The organism is Psychrobacter glacincola (assembly GCF_904846075.1).
GTDB classification, from domain to species: Bacteria; Pseudomonadota; Gammaproteobacteria; order Pseudomonadales; family Moraxellaceae; genus Psychrobacter; species Psychrobacter glacincola_C.
The window spans coordinates 521,037-545,183 of record NZ_CAJGZH010000001.1 but is presented as its reverse complement, the minus strand read 5'-3'; the positions used below and the strand labels follow the sequence as shown (position 1 = coordinate 545,183).

General features: G+C 43.3%; 13 protein-coding genes and 3 pseudogenes. 9 read left to right on the top strand and 7 right to left on the bottom strand.

Translation table 11 applies throughout. The features are described 5' to 3' along the window. The first annotated feature begins 700 nt into the window (after window positions 1–700). A complete protein-coding gene (locus JMW85_RS02385) occupies window positions 701–5,008 on the top strand; it encodes an Rne/Rng family ribonuclease (RefSeq protein WP_201580845.1) in 4,308 nt (1,435 codons plus the stop codon). A gap of 104 nt (window positions 5,009–5,112) precedes the next feature. Here JMW85_RS02385 and JMW85_RS02380 read toward each other — a convergent pair whose 3' ends face one another. Further along, window positions 5,113–6,042 carry a DUF808 domain-containing protein gene (locus JMW85_RS02380; protein ID WP_201580844.1) on the bottom strand — a complete coding sequence of 310 codons (930 nt, stop codon included), beginning with the start codon at window positions 6,040–6,042 and terminating at the stop codon, window positions 5,113–5,115. A 413-nt stretch (window positions 6,043–6,455) separates the two neighbouring features. Here JMW85_RS02380 and JMW85_RS02375 point away from each other — a divergent pair, with 413 nt between their 5' ends. The 6 genes and pseudogenes from JMW85_RS02375 to JMW85_RS02350 all read left to right on the top strand — a co-directional run bounded on the left by JMW85_RS02375 (window position 6,456) and on the right by JMW85_RS02350 (window position 13,763). Continuing rightward, complete coding sequence (locus JMW85_RS02375) at window positions 6,456–7,310, top strand: DsbC family protein (RefSeq protein ID WP_201580843.1); 855 nt, start codon at window positions 6,456–6,458, stop codon at window positions 7,308–7,310. 270 nt (window positions 7,311–7,580) lie between these two features. Next, window positions 7,581–8,940, top strand: a pseudogene (locus JMW85_RS02370) (homoserine dehydrogenase). A gap of 96 nt (window positions 8,941–9,036) precedes the next feature. Beyond that, complete coding sequence (locus tag JMW85_RS02365) at window positions 9,037–10,218, top strand: thiolase family protein (RefSeq protein WP_060490355.1); 1,182 nt, start codon at window positions 9,037–9,039, stop codon at window positions 10,216–10,218. A 428-nt stretch (window positions 10,219–10,646) separates the two neighbouring features. Continuing rightward, window positions 10,647–11,495, top strand: coding sequence for a DUF2382 domain-containing protein (locus JMW85_RS02360; protein ID WP_201580842.1), 849 nt, complete (start codon window positions 10,647–10,649; stop codon window positions 11,493–11,495). Window positions 11,496–11,756: 261 nt separating this feature from the next. Continuing rightward, entirely contained in the window at window positions 11,757–12,458 is a 702-nt protein-coding gene (locus tag JMW85_RS02355) for a YsnF/AvaK domain-containing protein (RefSeq protein WP_201580841.1), read from the top strand. 91 nt (window positions 12,459–12,549) lie between these two features. Further along, window positions 12,550–13,763, top strand: a pseudogene (locus JMW85_RS02350) (IS256 family transposase). A gap of 76 nt (window positions 13,764–13,839) precedes the next feature. On the opposite strand, the gene JMW85_RS02345 reads toward JMW85_RS02350, so the two are convergent. Both JMW85_RS02345 and secA read right to left on the bottom strand, forming a co-directional pair. Beyond that, window positions 13,840–14,373 carry a hypothetical protein gene (locus JMW85_RS02345; protein ID WP_201580840.1) on the bottom strand — a complete coding sequence of 178 codons (534 nt, stop codon included), beginning with the start codon at window positions 14,371–14,373 and terminating at the stop codon, window positions 13,840–13,842. Window positions 14,374–14,660: 287 nt separating this feature from the next. Next, window positions 14,661–17,438, bottom strand: coding sequence for a preprotein translocase subunit SecA (secA, locus tag JMW85_RS02340; RefSeq protein ID WP_201580839.1), 2,778 nt, complete (start codon window positions 17,436–17,438; stop codon window positions 14,661–14,663). 506 nt (window positions 17,439–17,944) lie between these two features. Here secA and mutS point away from each other — a divergent pair. Both mutS and fdxA read left to right on the top strand, forming a co-directional pair. Further along, window positions 17,945–21,058, top strand: a pseudogene (gene mutS / locus JMW85_RS02335) (DNA mismatch repair protein MutS). A 206-nt stretch (window positions 21,059–21,264) separates the two neighbouring features. Continuing rightward, window positions 21,265–21,588, top strand: a complete 324-nt coding sequence (gene fdxA, locus JMW85_RS02330) for a ferredoxin FdxA (protein WP_055123496.1) — start codon at window positions 21,265–21,267, stop codon at window positions 21,586–21,588. A 112-nt stretch (window positions 21,589–21,700) separates the two neighbouring features. On the opposite strand, the gene JMW85_RS02325 is transcribed toward fdxA, so the two are convergent. The 4 genes from JMW85_RS02325 to JMW85_RS14495 all read right to left on the bottom strand — a co-directional run bounded on the left by JMW85_RS02325 (window position 21,701) and on the right by JMW85_RS14495 (window position 24,082). Continuing rightward, entirely contained in the window at window positions 21,701–22,147 is a 447-nt protein-coding gene (locus tag JMW85_RS02325; protein ID WP_201580838.1) for a pilin, read from the bottom strand. 149 nt (window positions 22,148–22,296) lie between these two features. Beyond that, the gene (locus JMW85_RS02320) at window positions 22,297–22,728 is read right to left on the bottom strand and encodes a pilin (RefSeq protein WP_201580837.1); all 432 of its coding nucleotides are present in this window, start codon (window positions 22,726–22,728) and stop codon (window positions 22,297–22,299) included. Between the two features lie 317 nt (window positions 22,729–23,045). Continuing rightward, window positions 23,046–23,501, bottom strand: a complete 456-nt coding sequence (locus JMW85_RS02315) for a type IV pilin protein (RefSeq protein WP_201580836.1) — start codon at window positions 23,499–23,501, stop codon at window positions 23,046–23,048. Further along, entirely contained in the window at window positions 23,501–24,082 is a 582-nt protein-coding gene (locus JMW85_RS14495; RefSeq protein ID WP_201580835.1) for a type IV pilin protein, read from the bottom strand. The genes JMW85_RS02315 and JMW85_RS14495 overlap by 1 nt, the downstream gene beginning before the upstream one ends. Window positions 24,083–24,147 lie beyond the last annotated feature (65 nt).

Here is a 24,147-nt window from a genome sequence, read left to right as displayed (position 1 = left end):
GATCGAGAAGTATATCGATAGCTGCCTACGTATTGGTGGTCAAACAGATAACGATAAAAAAGATATGAATACAGCACCACACCGATAGTTTGGTCATTTATTCTGTTTGCCAAGTACGCCCCGCTGATCACCGGAGCCGCGACACCTAACCGTAAAACACCCAAGATATTATTGACGTTATACCAGAAAGAACGATAAATAAAGAGTGACCAATTGCTTTACCTAAACAAATAATTGCTGAATATCACCATTTCATATAATGGTATTTATAACAGCGATATTATTGCTAGACTTTGATGGATGGATTGCAGCAGCACAACGCCTTTTGAATATCAGTATATTGAATCTCGTCACTGCCCGTCGCCTGCTCTTACAAAGTAAGCTGGCATGACTACCAATAAAGCTTGCTGATAGTAAAACTGAATCGCATGCTGACGCATTAATATTTGTACCAAACCTATCAATAATAGGATATAAATAGATAGCCTTACACCCTATAAATTTTATATTTACGTTAGTTCTGCTAACACACTTTAGGTAAAAAACAAGCCATTGACAAAGCCCAAGTGCTTTATTAACCCATGATTTACGTTCTATCGTTGATTAACATCTGCCCATGCTAATTTAAATGTTAGCCATACTTGCCATTGCGCTCTAAAGCCCGTCTCGTCGTTGTTATGCGTACTCATAGGATACAAATATGAAACGCATTTTGATCAACGCTACTCAAAACGAAGAAATTCGTGTCGCCTTATGTAAAGGCAATCATCTTTACGATTTCGATCTTGAAAACCGTACTCGTGAACAAAAAAAATCCAATATATATAAAGGTCATGTGACCCGTGTCGAGCCATCGCTTGAAGCGGTGTTTGTCGAATATGGCTCACAGCGCCAAGGTTTTTTACCGATTCGTGAAATCTCTGCTGAATATTTAAGCGGTAATCCACGTGACGAAAATATCAAAAAGCTGATCAAAGAAGGCGATGAATTAATTGTCCAAGTCGAAAAAGAGGAGCGCGGTAACAAAGGCGCTGCCCTATCGACGTATGTCTCATTAGCTGGTCGTTATCTGGTATTGATGCCAAATAACCCTCGTGGCGGTGGCATCTCACGTCAAATCTCAGGCAAACTTCGTGAAGACATGAAGCGTATGCTAAGCAATCTTGATTTGCCAAAAGGTATGAGTGTCATCATTCGTACTGCGGGTATTGGTAAAACTCAAGAGGACTTACAGCACGATTTAAACCACTTGCTGAATATCTGGCAAGCCATTCAAGAACAAAATCAAAAATACCCGTCGCCGCGCTTGGTACATCAAGAAGCAGGCGTCGTAACCCGTGCTGTCCGTGACTATCTACGTGATGATATCGCTGAGATTTGGATTGATAATGAAAACGCTTATATTGAAGCGGCAGGATTTATCGATGCAGTGATGCCAAAACAAGCAGAAAAGCTACGTAAATATACCGACTATGAGCCCATGTTTTCGCGCTTTAATATCGAAAAGCAAATCGAAACCGCGTATCAACGTGAAGTGCGTCTGCCATCAGGTGGCTCAATCGTTATTGATCAAACTGAAGCACTAGTCTCTATCGATATCAACTCAGCCAAGTCGACCAAAGGTTCAGATGTTGCCGAAACTGCGTATCATACCAACCTTGAAGCAGCCGATGAGATTGCCCGTCAGCTACGTTTGCGTGATATGGGTGGTTTGATTGTCATTGATTTTATTGATATGAATGACAATAAGCATCAAAAAGAAGTCGAAAAACGTCTGATTGATGCCACCAAATATGACCGTGCACGTGTGCAATTTGGTGATATTTCTAAGTTTGGTTTGATGGAGATGAGCCGTCAGCGTCTACGTCCTTCACTAGAAGAATCAACCGGCTATATCTGCCCACGCTGCCATGGTAACGGCATGATTCGCGATTTGCGCTCATTGTCACTATCAATTATGCGTCAGATTGAACAAATCGCGCTAAAAGAACGTCAAGGCGAAGTACAAGCAGAAGTTCCAACAGATATCGCCGCCTTCTTATTAAACGAAAAACGTGATGCTTTAGTTTATCTTGAGCAAGACAGTGGCACGCGTATCACGATTTTGCCACACGCGCATTTAGAGTCGCCTAACTTTAAACTACACTTTAACCGTGATGGCTTTGCGCCTTCAAGTTATGAGCGTATTACGGATACAGCGCAAGAACATAGCGATTTGGGTTATGAAGTTGACTGGCAAACGGCTGAAAAAGAGCGTCCAGAGCAACAGCCAACGCGCCAGCCACGTCAGGTAGCGAGTAATGATACTAATACTGCTAACCAATCAAACAAATCGACCAGTACAGCTGAGCATAGCAAACACAGCAACGACCATCGTAACAATAAAAATACGACCAACGTTTCATCGGCGCGCGCGCCACAAGCAAACAACAACCAGAGTGTGGCAGCCCCTGCCCCTGTTGCTCCAGTAGCAGCAACTACAGCTCCTGCACATGTTGAGACAGCAGCTCAGCCACAAGCAGTGGCGTGGTTATCAAACCTATTTACGCAAGCACCACAAGCCTCAACGACGCCTAGCGTCAGTAGTCGTGATGCAGCAGAAGCCATTGAAGCACTAGTAAATAATGGCGCACAAAGCTTAGGCTCATTTGGACAAGTTGATAGCAGTGCCCTGAGTAATATATCAACGGGTGCATCGAACAACGTACCAGCAAATCAGCAGAACAGTCAGAAAAATAACGAACAACCGTCCGACAACAATGCCAATCGTCAACAAGCGCGTCGTAGCTCAGACAGCGACACCGATGATGATAGCAGTAATGAAGATAAAAGAAGACGTAAGCCACGTAAATCTAGATCTTCTAAACCTCGTCAAAGAAAAGATCAGGCAGAAGAGTCGAGCAATGAAGCAAGCGTTGATACCGAGAACAATGCCGTAAATAGTGCGGCAAATAACGCTGATGACAAGCAGGCTGACAATCAAAACAAACGTCAGCAGGATACCAGACGCACGAATGAGCGCAACCGCAACAATCGTCAAGACAATAACCAGCAAAACAGCAGTCGTCAAGACAGTAGCCACCATACAAACGAGCGCAATGATGATGCTGATAAAGACAGTAATACGGCAGATGAGCAAACTCGTGCGAAGCGTAAATCGCATAGTCAACGCGGCTCACGTGGCAAGTTAGAGCGCGTCGAGACACTAACAGCTGAAAATATTAAGCAACCCAATCAGCAAGCGACGACAGGTGCAAACGGCCGAAAAAATCACTCGAATACGCGTCGAAATCAAGATCCTAATGAAGTCGTGCTACAGGTCAATGAAGCAGCCGTTGATCTGAAATCGCCAGAAGTCGTGCACTTGTCTCTAGATGACAGTAAGTCTACACAGACAAAACCTCAGTCTACTGAAAAGCAAAAGTCAGTAAATGATGTTAATAAAGAAAGCAGTAAAAAAGAAGCTAGTACACAGCAAAGTGACAATCAGCAGAGCAATGACAAAAAAGTTGCTCCTGAAACAGCTGCTGTTAAGGGTAACAACGAAGGCACTGTAGCAATTCATGATGTTAATGTTGATGATGTTAACGTTAACACCACTGAGGACAAGGGACAAAATAATGCCCCGAAAACAGACAGTAACGCTACTGTCAAAAAACCTGCTATAGATGAGCAACCAACATCTAACAGCGCTACCAAAGACCAAGCTGACCATTCAAAATCTGTGGATACCGACGTGGACAGCGTAGCAATAGCACCAAAGCAGCCCGAATCAGAATCCACAGAAAAAGCGAATAGTGACACTGTTGACGCTACTACCGACAGTGACGCCGATGTTAGCAATGCCAATGACAGTCATAGCGCAAATGATAAGAACAACTCAGCACTGGCACTAACGCACGAAGCATTATTTGCCAAACGCTACGTGACTGCTGAGAAGTTTGGTCAGGCTAGTAATGATCCACGTGTGGTTCGTAGTCAGCAAGTGCAAGCAACTCAACAACCACCAGTAGCTGAGCCTGCAGTGGTAAGCCCATCGACTATTCGTGGCACCGTTGGTGATTTTGTTCGTAAAGCATTAACAGATGCAGAAAGTCGTTTGAAAAATGACGGTGTCATTAGTTGCTTTATTGCTGCTATCGATGCACATACGCAGCAAGCAAAATCAGCTAACAAATCAGCCAACATTGAAACGAGCGTCACACCGACTGCTGATACTAACGTTGAGGCCAGCAATTTCGACTTTAGCAACTATGGCTATCAGCCATTGGCGGCAGATTACCTGACGCGCTTTGAAACGATGACACAAGCGGTCAGTCAATTTGCGGCAACGCAAGGTAAAACAGACGTCGAACCACGCGCCATTGGTAAGCGTGCTGGCAACGATCCACGTGGTCAACATCCTAGTTATCAGGAGCCCGCAGTGTTGAGTCTACCGACCGAACAGACGACTGATACTGAGCAAGCGGTTATTGAACATGATGATAACAATGTGGATGCTCATGATGTTGAGGCAAATGCTCTAGCCAACCAAGCTCAGGCTGATAATATCAGTGCTGACAGCGAACAATTACTAGAAGCAGATCAAGCCCTAGTAGAAGCAACTAACGAGCCGTCGAATGAAGGCACTGTTATAGCTGAGCATGTAGCAGCTGAAAAGATTGACGGGGCACATGACGATAGCGAAGCTGCTGACATTCAAGAGGCTAATACTCAAGAGGCTGACGTTGAAAAAACTAAGCCAGCAGATGAGCCTAAGGTAGAGCAACTTATCAATACCAAAGAAGCGGGCAAAGACGACAGTCAGGCTGCTAAGTCAAAAACCACGATTGCCAGTTATAAAAACATGATTGAGAATGTGGCTGAACAACTGCTGCCGCAAACTGGTATGTTTAATTTGACCACACCAAAAGTACCAAAGGCACGTAGCCGTAAGCCTAAAACGGAGCATAAAAAGCCCACGCAAGCTGAAAAGCTAGAAGCTGATGACTCAGATAGCGAAAGCTAATCGTATAACGCCCAACGCAAAAGCCCCAAAGTTGTCAGCAACTTTGGGGCTTTTTTACGAAATAAAATGACAAAAAATATAAAGCTAGAGCACATGTAACCGACTTAGTGTGCAGATGACGCTGTGTCGTCCTTTCCACGAATTTTACTAATAACTGTGAAGATAGCCACAACCGCAGCGCCAATGATAAAACCAATGACGCCGTTTAATACCGTTGTCGTTAAGCTTTCAAAGATACCCGTTAAATCAGCGATATCCTCTACTCCATGATGTAAAAAGCCGATACCGTGTACTAAGATACCACCGCCCACTAAAAACATTGCCAACGTGCCAGCGATAGATAGAAACTTCATCAGTTTGGGTGCCGTTGCAAACATTAACTTGCCCAATTTTTGCTTGAACGCCCCTTCTTGTTCCATTAAATGCAGACCTGCATCGTCTATCTTCACGATACCAGCAACCAAGCCATAAATACCAATCGTAATACCGATGGCTAAAATAGACAGCACCAAGCTTCGTTCTAATAAAGTGGCGCTTGCCGTTGATCCCAAGGCAATCACGATAATCTCAGCTGATAAAATAAAATCCGTACGTACTGCACCTTTGATCTTTTCCTTTTCAAAAGCGACCAAATCTACCGTTTCATCAGCGTTGGCTTTTCGACGCGCTTCTTGTTCTTCATCATGTGGCAAGGCATGCGGCCAAAAACGGTGAATGACTTTTTCAGCACCTTCATAAACCAAAAACAAACCACCACACATTAGTAAAAAAGTGACTAGTGGTGGATAAACAGCACTAATCAAGAGTGCCGCTGGTACTAGAATAAGTTTATTAATAAATGAGCCTTTGGCGACCGCCCAGACCACTGGTAGCTCACGATTGGCTTTGACACCCGTGACCTGTTCTGCGTTGAGCGCCAAATCATCGCCCAATACACCAGCGGTTTTTTTAGCAGCGACTTTGGTCATGACGGAAACATCATCCAATATCACACTGATATCATCAAGTAGGGTTAATAAACTGGCACCTGCCATGTGTGCTCCTTAGCAAAAATTTATTGAAATAAAGGGTTAAAAATAACTGATACCAATAGTTTTATATGAATTTTTATAAAAACACTGTTATTAGCCGTAGACTACAAGGGCAAGCGTCGATATTAAATAGTACAAATGTATCTTATTTTTTTGAATTGACGTTTATGCCTACTACTATTATTGCTACCCTCACCTCCCTATATCACCTCATAGCCTGTGGCTGTTATTTGCTATAAATATGTTAATATAGGCGACATGATTACTTACCTTTTATAATTATTAAATTGTAAAAAAACCTTTTAATTTTAAACCTTTAAGACAATATCGATACGTATTGCTTTATATAGAAACTTAGTATCATTTTTCTTAAAACGACTTCACGATTAGGCACGATGCCTACAGGACACCTATATATGTCATCCCCGATTGCAAAAAACACCTTTGCTCAAAACCGCTTTTCTCGAAATAATTTATCTCGTTTTATGATGAGTGCACTGCTTGTTGTGATTGCTGCGGGCTGCTCAAACAATGCAGCAGATGCGACCAGCAACACCAGTATCGTCAATAATACCGATGCTAAAACCAGTACAAGTAACGTATCTGCTGATAGCGATGCTGCCGTGGTAAAGGCGTTGCAGGCGAATTTGAATACGTCCGGTATTGAAGAAAATATCATTTCAGCCGTACCAACAGATATGGATGGTATTTATTGGGTCACAGCGGAAGGACTGCCTTCTTTCTTTACTGATAAGTCTGGCAAACACATTATCCAAGGTCAGATTATTTCTGTTGGCGAGGCTCTGCCTGTCGATATCAGTGCGGCATTGGTTGCTAGTACCGCACAAGAAGCCCTAAAAGCCGTCGATAAAAAAGACATGGTGATTTATCCAGCAATAGGCGAAACGAAGTCAGTGGTCTATGCCTTTACCGATGCAGACTGTGGCTATTGTCGTAAATTGCATGAAGAGATGGATGATATCAATGCACGTGGTATCGAGGTACGTTATTTGGCATGGCCGCGCAGTCAGGAATCAGTGCCAAAAATGGAAGCCATTTGGTGTAGTCAAGATCGTAAGGCTGCCATGAATCAAGGAAAAATGGGCGCTGATGTACAAGGGCCTAGCTGTGCCAGCCCTGTACAAGAACACATGGCACTGGGTGCAAAACTTGGTGTGCGTGGTACTCCCGCTATCTTTACAGAATCTGGTCAGCAAGTAGGCGGTTATCTACCTGCGGCGGAGTTGGCTCAAGCTGTCGGTGCTAGCTAAAATCTGTTATTGTTTCAGGTATTTGTGATACCTATGACGATGGCGACATTGTGTAGACGTCACAACTGCTTGTCGGTATGATACGATAAAGCGCTATGAAAAATCAGCAGCATACTTTTTATTTGAGTATTTTTTATTCAACTGTAATGAAAAATCGATAAAGCTGCGACTGTCAAAATGCACGCAAATACTACAGCTAGTAGCGCATGTGCATTTGACTCTATGACAGCGTTATCATTGGTTCATTATATTTAACCTCTTGAGGATACTGTGAGTAATTCCATCAAACTAGCGATACTTGGTCTGGGCACCGTCGGAACGGGCGTGATCAATCTAATCAATGACAACTTAAATGAGCTAAAACGCCGTAGCGGACGCGACATTATCATTACCGAAGTTGGTACGCGCCGTCCGTCGTGATGATATTGATCCCAATATTATGCAAAACAATGACTTGATGGCAACTGCTGCAAGCGACAATGTCGATATCGTCGTCGAGGTGATTGGCGGTACTACCCTTGCCAAAGATGTCATCATGCACGCCATTAAAAACGGCAAGCATGTGGTGACTGCAAATAAGGCGCTATTGGCAGAACATGGCAACGAAATCTTTGCCTTTGCTGAAGAGCATAACGTCCATGTCGCTTATGAAGCAGCAGTCGCAGGCGGTATCCCCATTATCAAAGTCATGCGCGAAGCGCTCGCTGCCAATAAAATCGATTGGCTAGCAGGTATCATCAACGGTACTGGCAACTTTATCATGACCGAAATGCGTGACAAAGGTCGCCCGTTTGCAGACGTACTGAGCGAAGCACAAGAATTGGGTTATGCAGAAGCAGATCCGACTTTTGATGTCGAAGGTATTGATGCGGCTCATAAACTGGCATTACTCGCCTCTATCGCCTTTGGTATTCCGCTGCAATTTGACAAGGTCTACTGTGAAGGCATCACTGGTATCACCTTACAAGACGTCAACTATGCGGAAGAACTTGGCTACCGTATCAAGCATTTGGGCTTTGCCGTACGCCGTGATGGTCAAGGTAATGATGAGGCTTCTGGTATCGAACTACGCGTGCACCCAACGCTCATTCCGCAGGATGCGTTACTCGCCAACGTCAATGGCGTAAAAAACGCCGTACTGGTCAACTCTCATCCGCTTGGACAGACGCTATATTGTGGCGATGGTGCTGGTGCTGGCGCAACCGCTTCTGCGGTAATGGCCGATGTGATGGACTTGGTGCGTGTTCTAGGTAGCAAAGACAGTAGCGATGAAAGCAACAGTAATCAAAACAACCACGGTCACCATGTGCCGCATTTAGCATTTATCCCTGAGCAGCTATCAGACACGCCCATATTGCGCGCTGAGCAGATGATTACCGGTTATTATTTACGTGTGCATGCTTATGACAGCCCTGGTGTGTTGGCAGATATTACTCGCATTCTAAGCGATGCTGGTATCAATATCGATGCGATTTTACAAAAACCTGCGCACAAAGTTGGTCAAGTTCCGGTTATTATTTTGACGCTGCCTGTGGTCGAAAGTCAGATGAATCTAGCCATCGAAAAAATTGAAAAATTAGAGACCATTACTGATAAAGTAGTACGCATTCGCTTAGATGAGCTAGCATAAAGCCTGCAGTTATTGAGCCTAAAAGATGCTATCTAGTCCGCGTTTGGTTTTAATTAAAACAAACTCATTTAAAATACGTAAAAAGGAATAATAACGATGTCAAATGATGCAATTGTAATTTTAAACGGCGCACGTACCCCAATGGGCGGCTTCCAAGGCGCACTAAAAGATATGAGCGCAACGGAACTTGGTGGTGCTGCTATTAAAGCCGCTGTCGAACGCTCAGGTGTGGCGGTCGATAGTATTGATGAAGTCATTATGGGCTGTATCTTGACCGCAGGCTTGGGTCAAGGTCCTGCCCGTCAAGCGATGCGTAATGCGGGTTTATCTGATGCAACTGGCGCTGTCACTATTAACAAGCTTTGTGGTTCAGGGCTAAAAGCAGTCATGCAAGCACATGATGGCATCAAAGCTGGTAGTTTCAATGTGGCAGTCGCTGGTGGCATGGAATCAATGACCAATGCGCCATACATCATGCCAGGGTCACGTGGCGGCTACCGTATGGGACATAAAGAAGTCAAAGACCATATGTTCCTAGACGGTTTAGAAGATGCTGAAACTGGCAAACTGATGGGTATGTTCGCACAGGAAATGGCCGATGAAAAAGGCTATACCCGTGAGAAAATGGATGCGTTTGCTATCGAATCGCTAAATCGTGCGCTCACTGCTATCAAAGACGACCACTTCAAAGATGAAATCACGCCAGTGACTTTTAAAACCCGTAAAGGCGAGCAAACCGTCGATACCGATGAGCAACCCGCGCTTGCTAATGCCGAGCGTATCCCTACTCTACGTCCAGCCTTCGCTAAAGATGGTACCATCACGGCAGCAAACGCCAGCTCAATCTCAGACGGTGCGGCAGCGGTTGTGGTCATGAAAGAATCGCAAGCAAAAGCTGAAGGCCTTGATTATCAAGCGCGTATCGTTGCAACCGCATCAAACTCTCGTCACCCAAGCGAATTTACCATTGCTCCGATTGGTGCAATTGAAAAAGTATTGGCTAGTGCTGGTTGGTCAGTCGCTGATGTTGACCTATGGGAAATCAACGAAGCGTTTGCAATGGTAACTATGGCGGCGATGGACGAGCTAAAAATCGACCATGCCAAAGTAAACGTTGAAGGCGGCGCTTGTGCACTCGGTCATCCAGTAGGATGTTCAGGTGCTCGTATCTTGATCACGCTTATCAACTCTCTCAAGCGTACTGGCGGCAAAAAAGGCGTTGCGACACTTTGTATTGGTGGCGGTGAAGCCGTGGCTGTTGCTATTGAACTTGCTTAACACTCAAGCAGATTAATTAATCGATTGATATGTTAAATTAGCCTCTATCATTATTGCTTATTATAAAATTTTCAACATATCAGGAACCGCATCGCTATTTGCTTTGCGGTTTTTCTGTGTCTATGACTCTTAAATAAGCTAGAAATATTGCTCTGTGTAAAGACACGTTAGTCTTTGACCCCAGCTATGTTATGCCATTTACAGCCTATTACACGCAATTACTTCAAGCGCACACTTTGCTACCTTGCTCATATATCTCATCAAAAATCATGATGTTAAGATTCTTACAAGTCGATGTAGAGGCTACTCACATGGCTTGCTACACCTTTTATTATAAAAATATTTTTACTAGAAATTTAACTTTTCCAAAACAACGATTGTTTTTAACATAATTAATAATGATTAACTCATAAAAAAGGAAGACAACAATGAGCCAACTAATTCGTTTAAAAGATATTCAAGCTACTCATAAAGATTTAATCGGTGATGATTATTATGACCCAACAGGTAAAACTGCTTATGGCGTCAATGAAGAAAAAATCGGTAAAATTGAAGGTGCATTAGTAGAAGATACCACTGGTCGCATTCGTTATTTGATCGTTGATGCAGGCGGTTGGTTCAGTTCAAAAGAAGTGTTAGTACCAGCAGGTTTGGCACGTATCGTTGGTGATGACGTATTCTTTGACAGCTTGACCAAGTCTCAAGTTGATGCCATGGAAGTATATGACCATGATTATCAGTATAGCTATAAAGACCAGTATCAAAAGGATCGTCAAGCATTTGTCGCTGATACTGTTCCAGTTGCAGAGCGTATGGAGATTGCAGACCATGCATATGAAGCACCAAACACACTAGAGCTACTAGAAGAGCGCTTGACCGTCAATAAAGATCGTATCGTGGCAGGTTTGGTTAAAGTTGGTAAGCATATAGTGACCGAAGAGCGCAATGTCGATGTTGAGCTAGAAGAAGAGCATGCTAATATCCAGCGTACTAACGTAGATCGTCCAACAGATCGCCGTATCGGTGACATTGATGGCAATCAAACCATTGAAGTTGAACTAGAGGCTGAACGTGCCCGCGTTGGTAAAGACACTTACGTATCTGAAGAAGTGAACGTCGGTAAAACCACTGAACGTCATACTGAAACTATCGTTGAGACTATCCAACGTGAAGAACTAGATATCGATCGCGATGGCAACGTAGTAGACCGCGAAGGCAACATAATCGACCGTGATGGTATTACTGCAGAAGACGTACGCCGCGCTCGTGGTATGTAATACGCTAAACCGTCATACTGTTTGGCTGTTATTAAAAAATAAGATCGCTGAGCAATATATGACCGTAATAAGCAGCTAAGTATTTTTACTTAGTGAATTAAGACCAGAGCATGCCTCTGGTCTTTTTTTGCTTACTATACTCAAAAATACTTAGGAATTAAAAATACTTAATGACACCTGATAAGGCTAACCTTGCAAAATCTGCAAAAATGGCTCTAAAATATTGTATAACGACTATTTGATAAAGATAAGGACATTATGATGACTACCAATCACGACGACAGCATCCAGAACGATAGCTTTCTAAAAGAGGGTTTACATAACAAGCAATTGACACCAAACGCTATAACTGCCCCAATTGATACTCATAATGGCACAGTAGCTAATGACATAGAAAGTAATGATATAAGAAGTAATGATATAAGAAGTAATGATATAAGAAGTAATGACATAAGAAGTAATGACATAGATAAGAGCAATCATAATGTTGGACACTTGGAGCTATTAGAAGAGCGTCCTGTCATCAACAAAGAGCGTTTAGATGTTGGTAAAGTAACGGTGACCAAGCACGCTCGTACTAAGACCATTGACGTGCCTATTGAGTTGGTAGAAGAATATATTACTATTCGCACTGAATACCACGATGCGAAAAGTCAGGACTTATTGTCAGGCAATTATGATGAAAAGGATATATTGCGCCATGTCGAGCCATCGTTAGATAGCAAGGCGGTCGTTACCGTAAATGGCAAACAGATCGAAATTGGTGATGAACCGATTGAAATTGTCCTATCACGTCAAGTGGCTACTATTACTAAAGACACTTATGCTATCCAAGAAATCGATATCAATAAAACCACTCATACCCATACAGATAATATCCAAGTAGTGCTTAAGCATGAAGAATTAGATGTGAAGGAAGAAGGGTTTTTGGCACATGAGTCTAGCGCTAATCCTCATAAATAATTTTGCTGACTCATTAAAACCAGACATAAAAAAAGGGGAGTTTCCCAAACTTTGTGTAACTGCTTATAATCCACTAACCGGAGAATAAGCAATGACTACTCAATCTGACATTAAAAAACTGGCCGAGCAAATGGCCAGCAGCATGAACAGCTTTGATGATATCAAAGACTTCCAGAAGCAGCTCATGCAGTCGTTTATCGACACTGCCCTTGAAGCTGAGATGGAAGACCATCTTGGCTACCCCAAGCATGAAAAGGCGGATAAGCCAAACAAGCGCAACGGACATACTAGAAAGACCGTCCGCAGTGATAGCGGCGCGCTTGAGATCTCCACCCCAAGAGACCGTGATGGTGACTTTGAACCTGCGTTAGTGCGTAAGCATCAAACCCGTATCAGTGGCCTTGATGATAAAATAATCATGTTTTATGCCAAGGGTCAAACCACCACTGAAATTGTCGAAACCATCAAAGACATCTACGACGTTGATATATCAAGCTCTCTTGTCTCAAGAGTCACGGATAACCTCTTAGATGACATCACCGCATGGCAGAACAGGCCACTGAGCAGCATCTATCCTATCGTCTATTTGGACTGCATCGTCGTGAAGATACGTCAAGACAAGCAGATCATCAACAAGGCTATCTATCTAGCGCTAGGTGTTGCTCTTAACGGTAAAAAGAGCTGCTTGGTATGTGGTTATCAGAGAATGAGGGCGCTAAGTTCTGGCTGGGCGTTCTCACTGAGCTACAAGACCGCGGAGTACAAGACATCTTAATCGCTTGTGTCGACGGCTTAAAGGGCTTCCCCGATGCTATCAACACCGTTTATCCCAACGCTCAGGTTCAGCTGTGTATCGTGCATATGGTGCGTTACTCCATGAAGTTTGTACCATGGACGGATAAGAAGGCCGTAGCGGCTGATTTAAAGGCCATCTATGGCGCTGATACGCTTGAGATGGCAGAGGCCAATCTTGAGCACTTTGATGAGGTGTGGGGCGAGAAATACCCGCACGTGGTTAAGTCTTGGCGCAATAACTGGGAGGGCTTAACGGTGTTCTTTGGCTACCCTAAAGACATCAGAAAAGCGGTTTATACCACCAATGCGATAGAGTCGCTAAACAGTGTGATTCGGACGGCGGTGAATAAGCGTAAGGTGTTCCCCTCTGATCAGGCTGCATTTAAAGTGGTCTATTTAGCAACTCAGCAGGCATCCAAAAAGTGGTCTATGCCCATTCGTAACTGGACGTCTGCTTTAAATCGCTTTATGATTATGTTTGATGATCGTATTAGTAAGCATTTAATCTAAATGGCAGTTACACAGAATTTGGGATGGTCTCAAAAAAAGCAACGTTATCGTTGCTTTTTTCTTGATTGCTTACTTATTATGAGGTTTTTTTACATTCATAAGTGCTGACATTCGCCGCATCTGCACCTGCTGTACGCATCACACCCGTCTCACGCGCTTCATGTGCTACACGCCACTGGGTAAAGCCCTGACTGCCATCAATAGCGGTTGCTACTTCGAACACTTCTGGATTACTGGCATCATTGGTCTTATTTAATGTCACCGTACCCGTATCAGTCGCAATGACTACTTGTTTGGCATCTTCTTTATAAGTTGCGTTAACTTTCAGCTCAGGTGAGCACAGATAGGCTATTTGACTGACGCCACTATTGACGGAAGCTACGGTATCATCCTGTACTTCACTGAGCGATGCATCCGCTGTATCGACAACCACCTCATTAGGCTCAGCAGGTTCAGCGGACATCGGCACCGTTTCTTCGCTATGAGCACCATCATCTATACCCGCTTCTGTCTCTGACTGTTGCTGACAAGCACCAAGCGTCAGGACGCCAGCAAGTAGGCCAGTCAGCGCCACAGAAGTGCGCAATTTTTTTAATAATTCTATAGTCATAACACTTTCCCCAATGAATATATTAAACACTATAACGTGTCCATAAATTCACGCCTATGTTGAATTTGTAAGTAATCAATACGAAATATAGCCAACGCATTTGTGAAGAGTCAACTTTACTGTCTACAAATAATACGGTCGATTCAAGATGATTTAGAGACAAAGAATATGAGCAGATACAGAAAAGCCCTTATCTAAAGTAGATAAGGGCTTTTGAGACTAACGAATATTAAAGATATATAAGCAGCAATGCTTAGCTGTTTATTATCAATATTCGCTTATGAATGCTATATTTTACCATGACATTGCTTGTACTTAAGACCTGAACCACAAGGGCATGGGGCGTTACGACTGATATTCATACCAGCGTATGGATCTGCCTCATTGGTATTACTACCACTACCCACAATAGCACCTGCGACCGCACTACCAGCAAGATTGCGATTTTGCGTGGCGGCTTTTTCAGCACCGCTATCCATATTATCAATATCACTATGCTCGAACTGCATTTGCATATGAGCAGCATTCTCACGCTGCTGTATTTCCAGCGCTTCTAGCTCTTCTTTGGTCGGAATATGGACACGTGATAAATCTTGAACGGTCTCAGATTTAATTGCGCCAAGCATCATTTGGAACAGCTCAAATGATTCACGCTTATACTCTTGCTCAGGGTTTTTCTGTGCATAACCACGCAGATGAATGCCTTTACGCAGCTGATCCATTTGGGTCAAATGCTCTTTCCAATGCTTGTCTAAGCTCTGTAGCATAAAGTGACGCTCAAGCTGGGCAGCATCTTTTTCGCCCATCTGCTCACGGCGGCTATGATAGCGATCGATAGCTGTTTGGATGATTTTGGCACGTAAGCCTTCTTCATCTAAGCGGCGATCTTCATCGAGCCAATCATTGATCGGCATCGCAATCTTAAATTCATTTTCAAGCTCGTCTTCTAAGCCATCAACATTCCATTGATCATCGATGGAACCTGGTGGAATAAACTGGTTAATCATGGCGTTATAAACTTCTTCGTGCATAATCTCAATGGCTTCAAGCAAGTCCATCTCTGCTAGCAAGTCATCACGCTGACCATAGATCACTTTACGCTGCTCATTAGCGACGTCATCATATTTCAACAGATTTTTACGCGCATCAAAATCGCGGCTTTCTACTTTACCTTGTGCATTTTCAATTGATTTTGAGACCATCTTATGCTCAATGGCTTCATCTTCTTTAAGTCCCATAGCACGCATCATATTTACGACGCGGTCGCCAGCAAAGATACGCATCAAGTCATCTTCGAGCGATAAAAAGAAACGCGACATCCCAGGATCGCCCTGACGACCAGCACGACCACGTAACTGGTTATCGATACGGCGTGATTCGTGACGCTCAGAACCAATGATATGCAAACCGCCAGCCGCAACCACTTGGTCATGTTTGACTTGCCACTCTGCTTTTAGGCGTGCCATTTCTTCAGGACTTACCGAATCGATATCTTCAATAAACGATTGCCAGTTACCACCAAGGATAATATCGGTACCACGACCTGCCATGTTGGTCGCGATCGTCACAGCCTTTGGACTACCTGCCTGCGCGATGATTTCGGCTTCACGCTCGTGTTGTTTGGCGTTGAGGACGTTATGCTTGACGCCCTCTTGATCGAGCAAATAAGACAACTCTTCACTGGCTTCAATCGTCGCCGTACCAACCAATACTGGGGCACCTTTTGCTTGAATTTCTTTAATTTCGCGAATAATACCTTTGTATTTACCTAGCTTGGTTAAGAAAATCTGATCATCCATATCGATACGAGCAATCGGCTCGTGCGTTGGAATCACGATGACATCTAAGTCATAAGTTGATTTGAATTCTGCTGCTTCGGTATCAGCGGTACCTGTCATGCCTGATAACTTTTCATACAAACGGAAGTAGTTCTGGAACGTCGTGGTCGCAAGCGTTTGGTTTTCTGCTTGAATTTCGACGTTTTCTTTGGCTTCTACCGCTTGATGCAGACCTTCTGACCAACGGCGACCCGGCATGGTACGACCCGTGTTTTCATCAACGATAACCACTTCACCATCATCGACGATATAGTGGACGTTTTTAACAAATACATGATGGGCGCGAATGGCAGCTTGTACGTGAGCCAATAATGGCAAACGGCTTGGACTGTATAAACTTTCATTTTCACCCAACTCACCGACTTCGATTAAGAAGCGCTCAATTTTTTCATAGCCTTTTTCACTGATTTCGATTTGACGATTTTTTTCATCAATCCAGAAATCTTCTTCTTCATTATTCTTATTGGCCTCTTCGTCTTTTGAGCGAATCAGCACAGGGATAATGGTATTAATCAGCGCGTACATACGTGAAGAATCTTCGGCTTGACCTGAGATAATTAGCGGCGTACGAGCCTCATCGATTAAAATAGAGTCAATTTCATCGATAATACAGAAGTTTAATGGACGCTGCTTTTTCTCTTTTAAACTAAAGACCATGTTATCGCGCAGATAATCAAAGCCATATTCGTTATTGGTACCGTAAGTAATATCCGCTTGATAAGCGTCGATTTTTTCTTGCGGCGGTTGTTGTGAATAAATGACACCGACGGTCATGCCTAAAAAGCCAAATAATGGACGGTTCAATTCAGCATCACGTGCCGCCAAATAATCGTTGACCGTAACCAAATGCACGCCCTTGCCGCTGATCGCATTGAGGTACATCGCCAAAGTACCCATCAGGGTTTTACCTTCGCCCGTTTTCATCTCAGCGATTTTGCCTTCGTGCAAGGTGATACCACCGATCAGCTGCACATCATAATGACGCATGCCATTGACGCGTAATGACGCTTCACGGCAGACGGCAAACGCTTCTGGTAGTAGTGCATCTAAGCTTTCACCTTGTTGGTGCCTTGCTTTAAACTCTTCGGTTTTTTGTTGTAATTGCTCATCAGACAGGGCTTGTACCGCAGCCTCTTGTGCGTTGATTTTGCTGACCACTTTGCGCATGCGCTTTAATTCGCGGTCATTTTTAGTGCCAACCACACTGCCTATAATCTTTGATAACATAATTTTTTGACCTATGGAAATATTCGATAATTAGTGCGCATTAGCCAAAGCTTCGCCCGCTGCCGCCTTGTCATTACAGTCATCACCTGACTAAGTACCTTTTGTTAACAAAGCACCTCTTAACAAAGTACTGATTAATAAGGTACTGCCCAATGAAGTGTCGCCTAATGAAGTATCGCCCAATTAAGTGTGACGTCATTATATATGGTTATGACGCCGATGGATACAAGGGCAGCGAGTAGATATTTGCCGACGTAAAAGCGCGGCAGGACGTGCTAAAATAGTAATTACACTTTCACACTTCTTAGTTTTTCGACTGCTAAATTTGCGCGCTATGATGACCCTTTAATAAAGCTATTTTGGTAAAAATCAACCAGAATCTTGCAAATTAACCACTCATAAGCGAGTGTTTTTCTCATCTGTTTTTTTACGCTGATCTGTATATACCGTCGTCCATTTAACGCCAGCTGACTAAAAGCCCATTTAAGCATTATAAGAGACTCTGCATGACCGCTAAGCCATCCACTCAAAACCTTAACGCCGAAAAAACTACTCCGTCGAAGTACGCAATATCAAAACAACAGACCGCGACACCTTTGACCTCCGATCAGTTGATGGTAGGCGATGCCGTTTATCACTTGGCAGATCATACGCCGATGATGGTGCAATATCTAACCATGAAAGCCAACTATCCACAAGCGTTACTGCTGTACCGCATGGGTGATTTTTATGAGTTATTTTTTGATGATGCCAAGCGCGCGGCACAAATATTAGACATCACCTTGACTCGCCGTGGTACGGATAAAGCGGGCAATACCATTGCCATGGCAGGTGTGCCTTTTCATGCGGCCGATAGCTACATGGCAAGGTTGATAGCTGCTGGGCAAACCGTCGTTGTGTGTGAGCAAATTGACGAATCAGCCACTGGCACTGACAACACGAATAACCCGTCCAATGCTCTGACGATGGGCGATAAGCAGAAAAAAGATAAAAGCAAATCTGCTGCTGGCAGTATTATGCGCCGTGAAGTGGTTAAAACCCTGACCGCAGGGACAATTACTGATGATGCTTTAATTGCGCCCAATCATACGCCAACTGTGGTCGCCATTGATATCGAGATACCTAAATCGAACAGCAAACAACCTGTGCAAGCTGCCATTAGCCAAATGGATTTAGCTGCTGGAACACTAACGACGCAAACACTAAGCGTCAGCTATAATAACAGCCCTGATGATATCAAAAATTTGCAAACGCAAATGTTGACGGTACTGGCACGCTTTTTGCCTAGTGAATGTATCATTAGCGAAGCACTTAACGACCGTATCGGCGAAGATTGGATGCTGTGGCTACGTCAACATCTCGACTGTCCGATTATCGAAGTGGCGGCAAATGACTTCCACCGTGAGCATGCCAGCGCAACCCTTTGCCAGCAGTTTGACGTGCAGCGCCTTGATGGACTAGGAATCAATGACGCACTTCTTGCCCAATCTAGCTGTGCAGCATTGATACATTATGCGCGGCAAACTCAGCAGCGCCATGTACCACAGCTCAATCAGCTGATCGTTGAGTACAGTGACGATTATTTAATTATTGATGCCAACAGTCAGCAAAATCTTGAGCTATTTACCCCCGTTAGTAGCAACGGCACGTCATTGATATCAGTGCTCAATCATTGTCAAACGCCGATGGGTCGCCGCCTACTGGTACAGCAAATGAAACGCCCACTACGTCAGCATGCGCGTATCAATTTGCGCTTAGATTCGATAACCCGTTTGTTAAATACTGATAAACAGTCTGAGCAAAGCTCGGAAAATATCTCATTAGTTACCAGCTTGCGCGAAACCTTAAACGCTATCGGGGATATGGAACGTATTAGTAGCCGTATCGGACTGATGAGCGCCAAACCACGTGATTTGCGTAAACTTGCTGAGGGTATTGCTAGTAGCGCCCAGCTTACGACGCTACTGACGAATGCAGGGATTCGCCATGAGCAAGCAGGACTGTTGCCGATGCTAATGCAGCAATTGCCTGCGCAGTTACCTGCCATACAGTCCGTCGCTGAGCTGATTGAGCGCGCTATTATTGCAGAACCACCTGCCCATATTCGTGATGGCGGCATGCTAGCAGCGGGCTATGATGCTGAGTTTGATCGCCTGACTCATTTACATGACAATATCCAAGTAACCTTGGATGAAATGGTGGAACGCGCGCGTTTAGAGAGCCAATTACCCAGTCTAAAAGTAGGTTTTAATAAAGTGAGCGGCTTTTATTTTGAACTGCCTAAAATGCAGGCAAAAAATGCACCGACGCATTTTATTCGTCGGCAAACGCTGAAAAGCAGTGAGCGATTTATCACTGATAAGCTAAAAGAAGTTGAGACAGAATATCTGAGCGCGCAAAGCTTAGCATAGACTCGTGAAAAGCAGCTATATCACGAACTCTTAACTGAACTCAGCAACCATTTAGCCGAACTGCAACAACTAAGCGCTGCGGTTGCGCAAATAGATGTGCTCAGTAATTGGGCACAGCTTGCAACTATTTATAACTGGCAGCGCCCAGTCATGAATAATAATTCAGAGAATACAGATAGCTCCAATACTGGCAGTCAAACCAGTATCGATATCAAAGCAGGTCGTCATGTCGTCGTCGAAGCCGCACTAAACCCTATTCATACCCACAGCAATACTCCTGCCAAGCATAGCAGCCATTTTGTCGCTAATGATTGTGCACTAGGCAGTGATGAAAACCCTGAGCGCCTACTAATGATTACTGGTCCTAATATGGGTGGTAAATCAACCTATATGCGCCAAACCGCATTGATTGTCCTGCTCGCTCATTGCGGCAGCTTTGTGCCTGCAGCGCGTGCACATATTGGTGATATCGACCGTATCTTTACCCGTATTGGCTCAGCCGATGACTTAGCAGGCGGTAAATCAACCTTTATGGTTGAGATGATTGAGACGGCTAATATTCTCAATCAAGCAACCAATAAATCGCTGGTACTGATGGATGAAGTCGGACGCGGCACAGCGACCACTGACGGTTTAGCCATTGCTCATGCTTGCGTTAATCGATTGGTCGAGATTGGCTGCCTGACATTATTTGCCACCCACTACTTTGAACTGACAAAATTGGCGGAAGACTATAAAGAAAGCAGTGGCAGCAATGACAAACTTATCCGCAACGTCCATGTCGCCGCCAGTGAAATCGATGGTCAGCTGCTCCTACTGCATCAAATCAAAGATGGTGCCGCAAGTTCTAGCTTTGGTCTGCATGTAGCAAAAATGGCAGGGATTCCTACCCAAGTACTGGATGATGCCAAGCGCTACTTAGCAGATAACTTAAAATTAGACCCTATTAAGGCAGAAAGCGTAAGAACCGTTGATGACAAAAATGAATTAGCTAAGTCGTTAAACGATAAACAGCTGCAAAATCATGAGAGTAAAGTAGAAGGTGTAAGTATCAGTAATACTACTCAAACTCAAAAATCAGGTAATATTCCACAACAAAATCATTTGTTTAGCTTACAAGATGAACTAAATGCAATTAATCCTGATACCTTAACGCCAAAGCAAGCCCATGATTTGCTCTATCATTTGAAGAAAATCATTAGTCATTAAAGGGAATTGTCAATTAGTCGTAAAGGCGTTAAAATGTGCCTTATTTTCCAACTATTCTATGTAGCCCTTATCGTTGATTCACTTTAAAAGAAAATCATGGCAACCAAGTGCAGATGTATCAATAATACTTCACGCGCGGTGAGCACAGTAACTCTTTTAAAAGGGATGAACTATATCAGCCAATCCAATAACAGGTAGACCTCACTATGACCTTTGTCGTTACAGATAACTGCATTCTTTGCAAATACACCGACTGTGTGGAAGTCTGTCCTGTGGACTGCTTTTATGAAGGCCCGAATTTCCTCGTCATCGACCCTGATGAGTGCATCGACTGCGCGCTATGCGAGCCTGAATGCCCTGCCAATGCCATCTTCTCAGAAGATGAAGTACCAAAAGGACAAGAGATGTTCACGCAGCTAAACGAAGAGCTGGCGCAAAAATGGCCAAACATCACTGAAATGAAAGGTCAATTGCCAGAAGCTGAAAAGTGGGATGGTGTGGAAGGTAAGATTCAATATTTAGAGAAGTAAGGCTTTTATTAAAGCACTTAATTTTTTGAGATAATAAAAATCGACCTAATAGCGATATGCTACTATGTCGATTTCTTATTGCTGGTAATTTTATATATTATCTTGATAAAATTTACTGGCATGCCCAAGGTAAATATTTATTTGAAATACCTGCTGAAGCTCTACATTGCCAAACTCCATCAGCGTTACGATCAAGGCTAAGAGTCTCACCTTGCACATAATTTAAATTTTGTATTTGACAAATGACTGCATTTTCAGTTTTAGCACCAGTATTGGGTGCTGTAACGCTGAATTGACAATAATTCGTCTTCGCTCGTATATTCATCTCTGTATGTGAATAACCTATCACTCCTGCTCCCTGATCTGCCAATATCTGATACGGTAATCGAAATTGATTTAGTTCATGATGTATAGAGGCTAATTGAGATTGTCTAACTTGCGTCTGATAGCTTATAGTAGCTATCGCAGCAAGAATACCAATTATCGCAATCACTATCATTAGCTCTATTGACGTGAAACCAGACTGCGAATCAGAATGAGAATTCAAAGTTAAGTTCATAGTGGCAATAGCTCCAAGGTCATATATCTATTAGTGCATGCATGATGTCATTATGGTTTAATATATTTAATAGACAATAAAAAAGCCAAACATATATGTTTGGCTTTAATTATTTATAAATAATATATCTATAACAAAATCACTATATTTTAGATACAAGCTTTAGGTGATAACTTATCATCAACGGTTGTAGTACAAGTCCATACTCCACTAGCTCCAGGAGCATCTGCAGTACGAGTCCATGTGATAGATTCACCACTGATCTGGGAAGTTCCTTGTAATGTACATTCTAGCTCTGCAGAACCATCTGCTGCAGTAACTGCTGCAGTAATTGCAGAACATGCTGTTGAATCTGCTGGTAAGCCAACTGCCTCTGCAGTACTAATATCTGCATCTATACCTTCCGCAAGCTGCGATTCGGTATTTATTTTGCCCGCAGTTATGTCAGCTAATCCGACAGATACTTGCGACTTAGCAATATAGTTCTGATACTGAGGAATAGCGATCGCAGCTAGAATACCGATAATGGCGATGACGATCATTAATTCGATTAAGGTAAAACCTTTTTGAGCAGTGTTCATATGAACTCCTTTAGGGTATATAAAGATAAATGGCTGTTGTTGATACAGCCGCATTTTATCTTTAGTAATATAATATGTTTGTCTCTCTTGTAATAGATATTGCATATAACGTGCCAAAATTAATGGCTATAATATACATGCGTGCTAAGTACTCGATTATTATTACTATTTTTGCATAATAAATGATGACTTTAATAGTAACTGACAGATAATGTTACGCTTACCCTACTGAAAATTGTCAGTTCACCTATTATAGGTAGTAAAAGTAAGTCTTACTGACAATTTTTGTCAGCCTTATTTACATTAAAGATATTTTTCTAATCATTCCAGTTATTGCCAGTGCCGCAAACGCTGCCGCGACACTTAGTGTTCTGATAATTAAGACTGAGCGTTCCATCATTTGCCATTTGGCTGCCAGCTTTTGGTGTGGCTATGATGCGCCACTCTGAGGTGAGCGGATTCGGCGTAAAGGTAATGGTATATAGCGCATTACCTTGTTTGGGAAAGTCCCCACCCAGCCCAGTAGTTAAAGCATTGCTATAACTACCTTGGATCAGTTTACGGCTTTGAATCTCGGCCGCGACATTATGTAGCTCACTCATCATATCCGTGCGTTTAGACTTTATGACATAGCGCTGATAGTTTGGATAGGCGATGGCAGCGAGTATGCCTAAGATAGCGACGACAATCATGACCTCAACCAGAGTAAAGCCTTGCTGATACACCTGTTTATTTTTCCACAATGAATGACATTTATTAAAATTTGCTAGCATTACCACGTCTCCTGTCCAGCACCACAGTCAGTCGCTGCAATATCAATACTGCTGATATTTTGACAATGCAGGCCTGTACTGGTCAATACGATATAATTGGCACCTTTCGTAATCCCCGAACTGTTCGGTGTGGCTAACATTTTCCATCGACGACCAGTAATGCTATCCACACTACCAGCTGAGGCAGTTGTCACAAGGGATTTACTCGTGTCACCACCGTCAACCAGTGCAATTTTATAGCGATAATTGCTTGCATCACTACCGTCTGGTACATAGATAGTCTTATTATCATTTTCATCATAACGATAAGCCGCTATATTATTACTAATGACTTGTGGTCTAAAACCTTGATAGCTCAACGCTCTCGAACGCCAGCGCTCAAGCTCTATCTGTGTCTGCAACATTTTTGCTTGCACATCACGCTCAGCATTCAAGATGGCATATTGACGATAGCTTGGAACAGCGATGGCAGCCAGTATACTGACAATAAAAATGACAATCATCAGCTCTATAAGCGTAAAGCCTCGCACACCGCTATGCGCTACCGTACTTAATGTCTTATTGATGGGCGACTTGGTCATACGCGGTGTCCTGTTGTGAGTGCGAGTAGAATCATTTACTTTTAATGACTCTAAGAGTATTACTT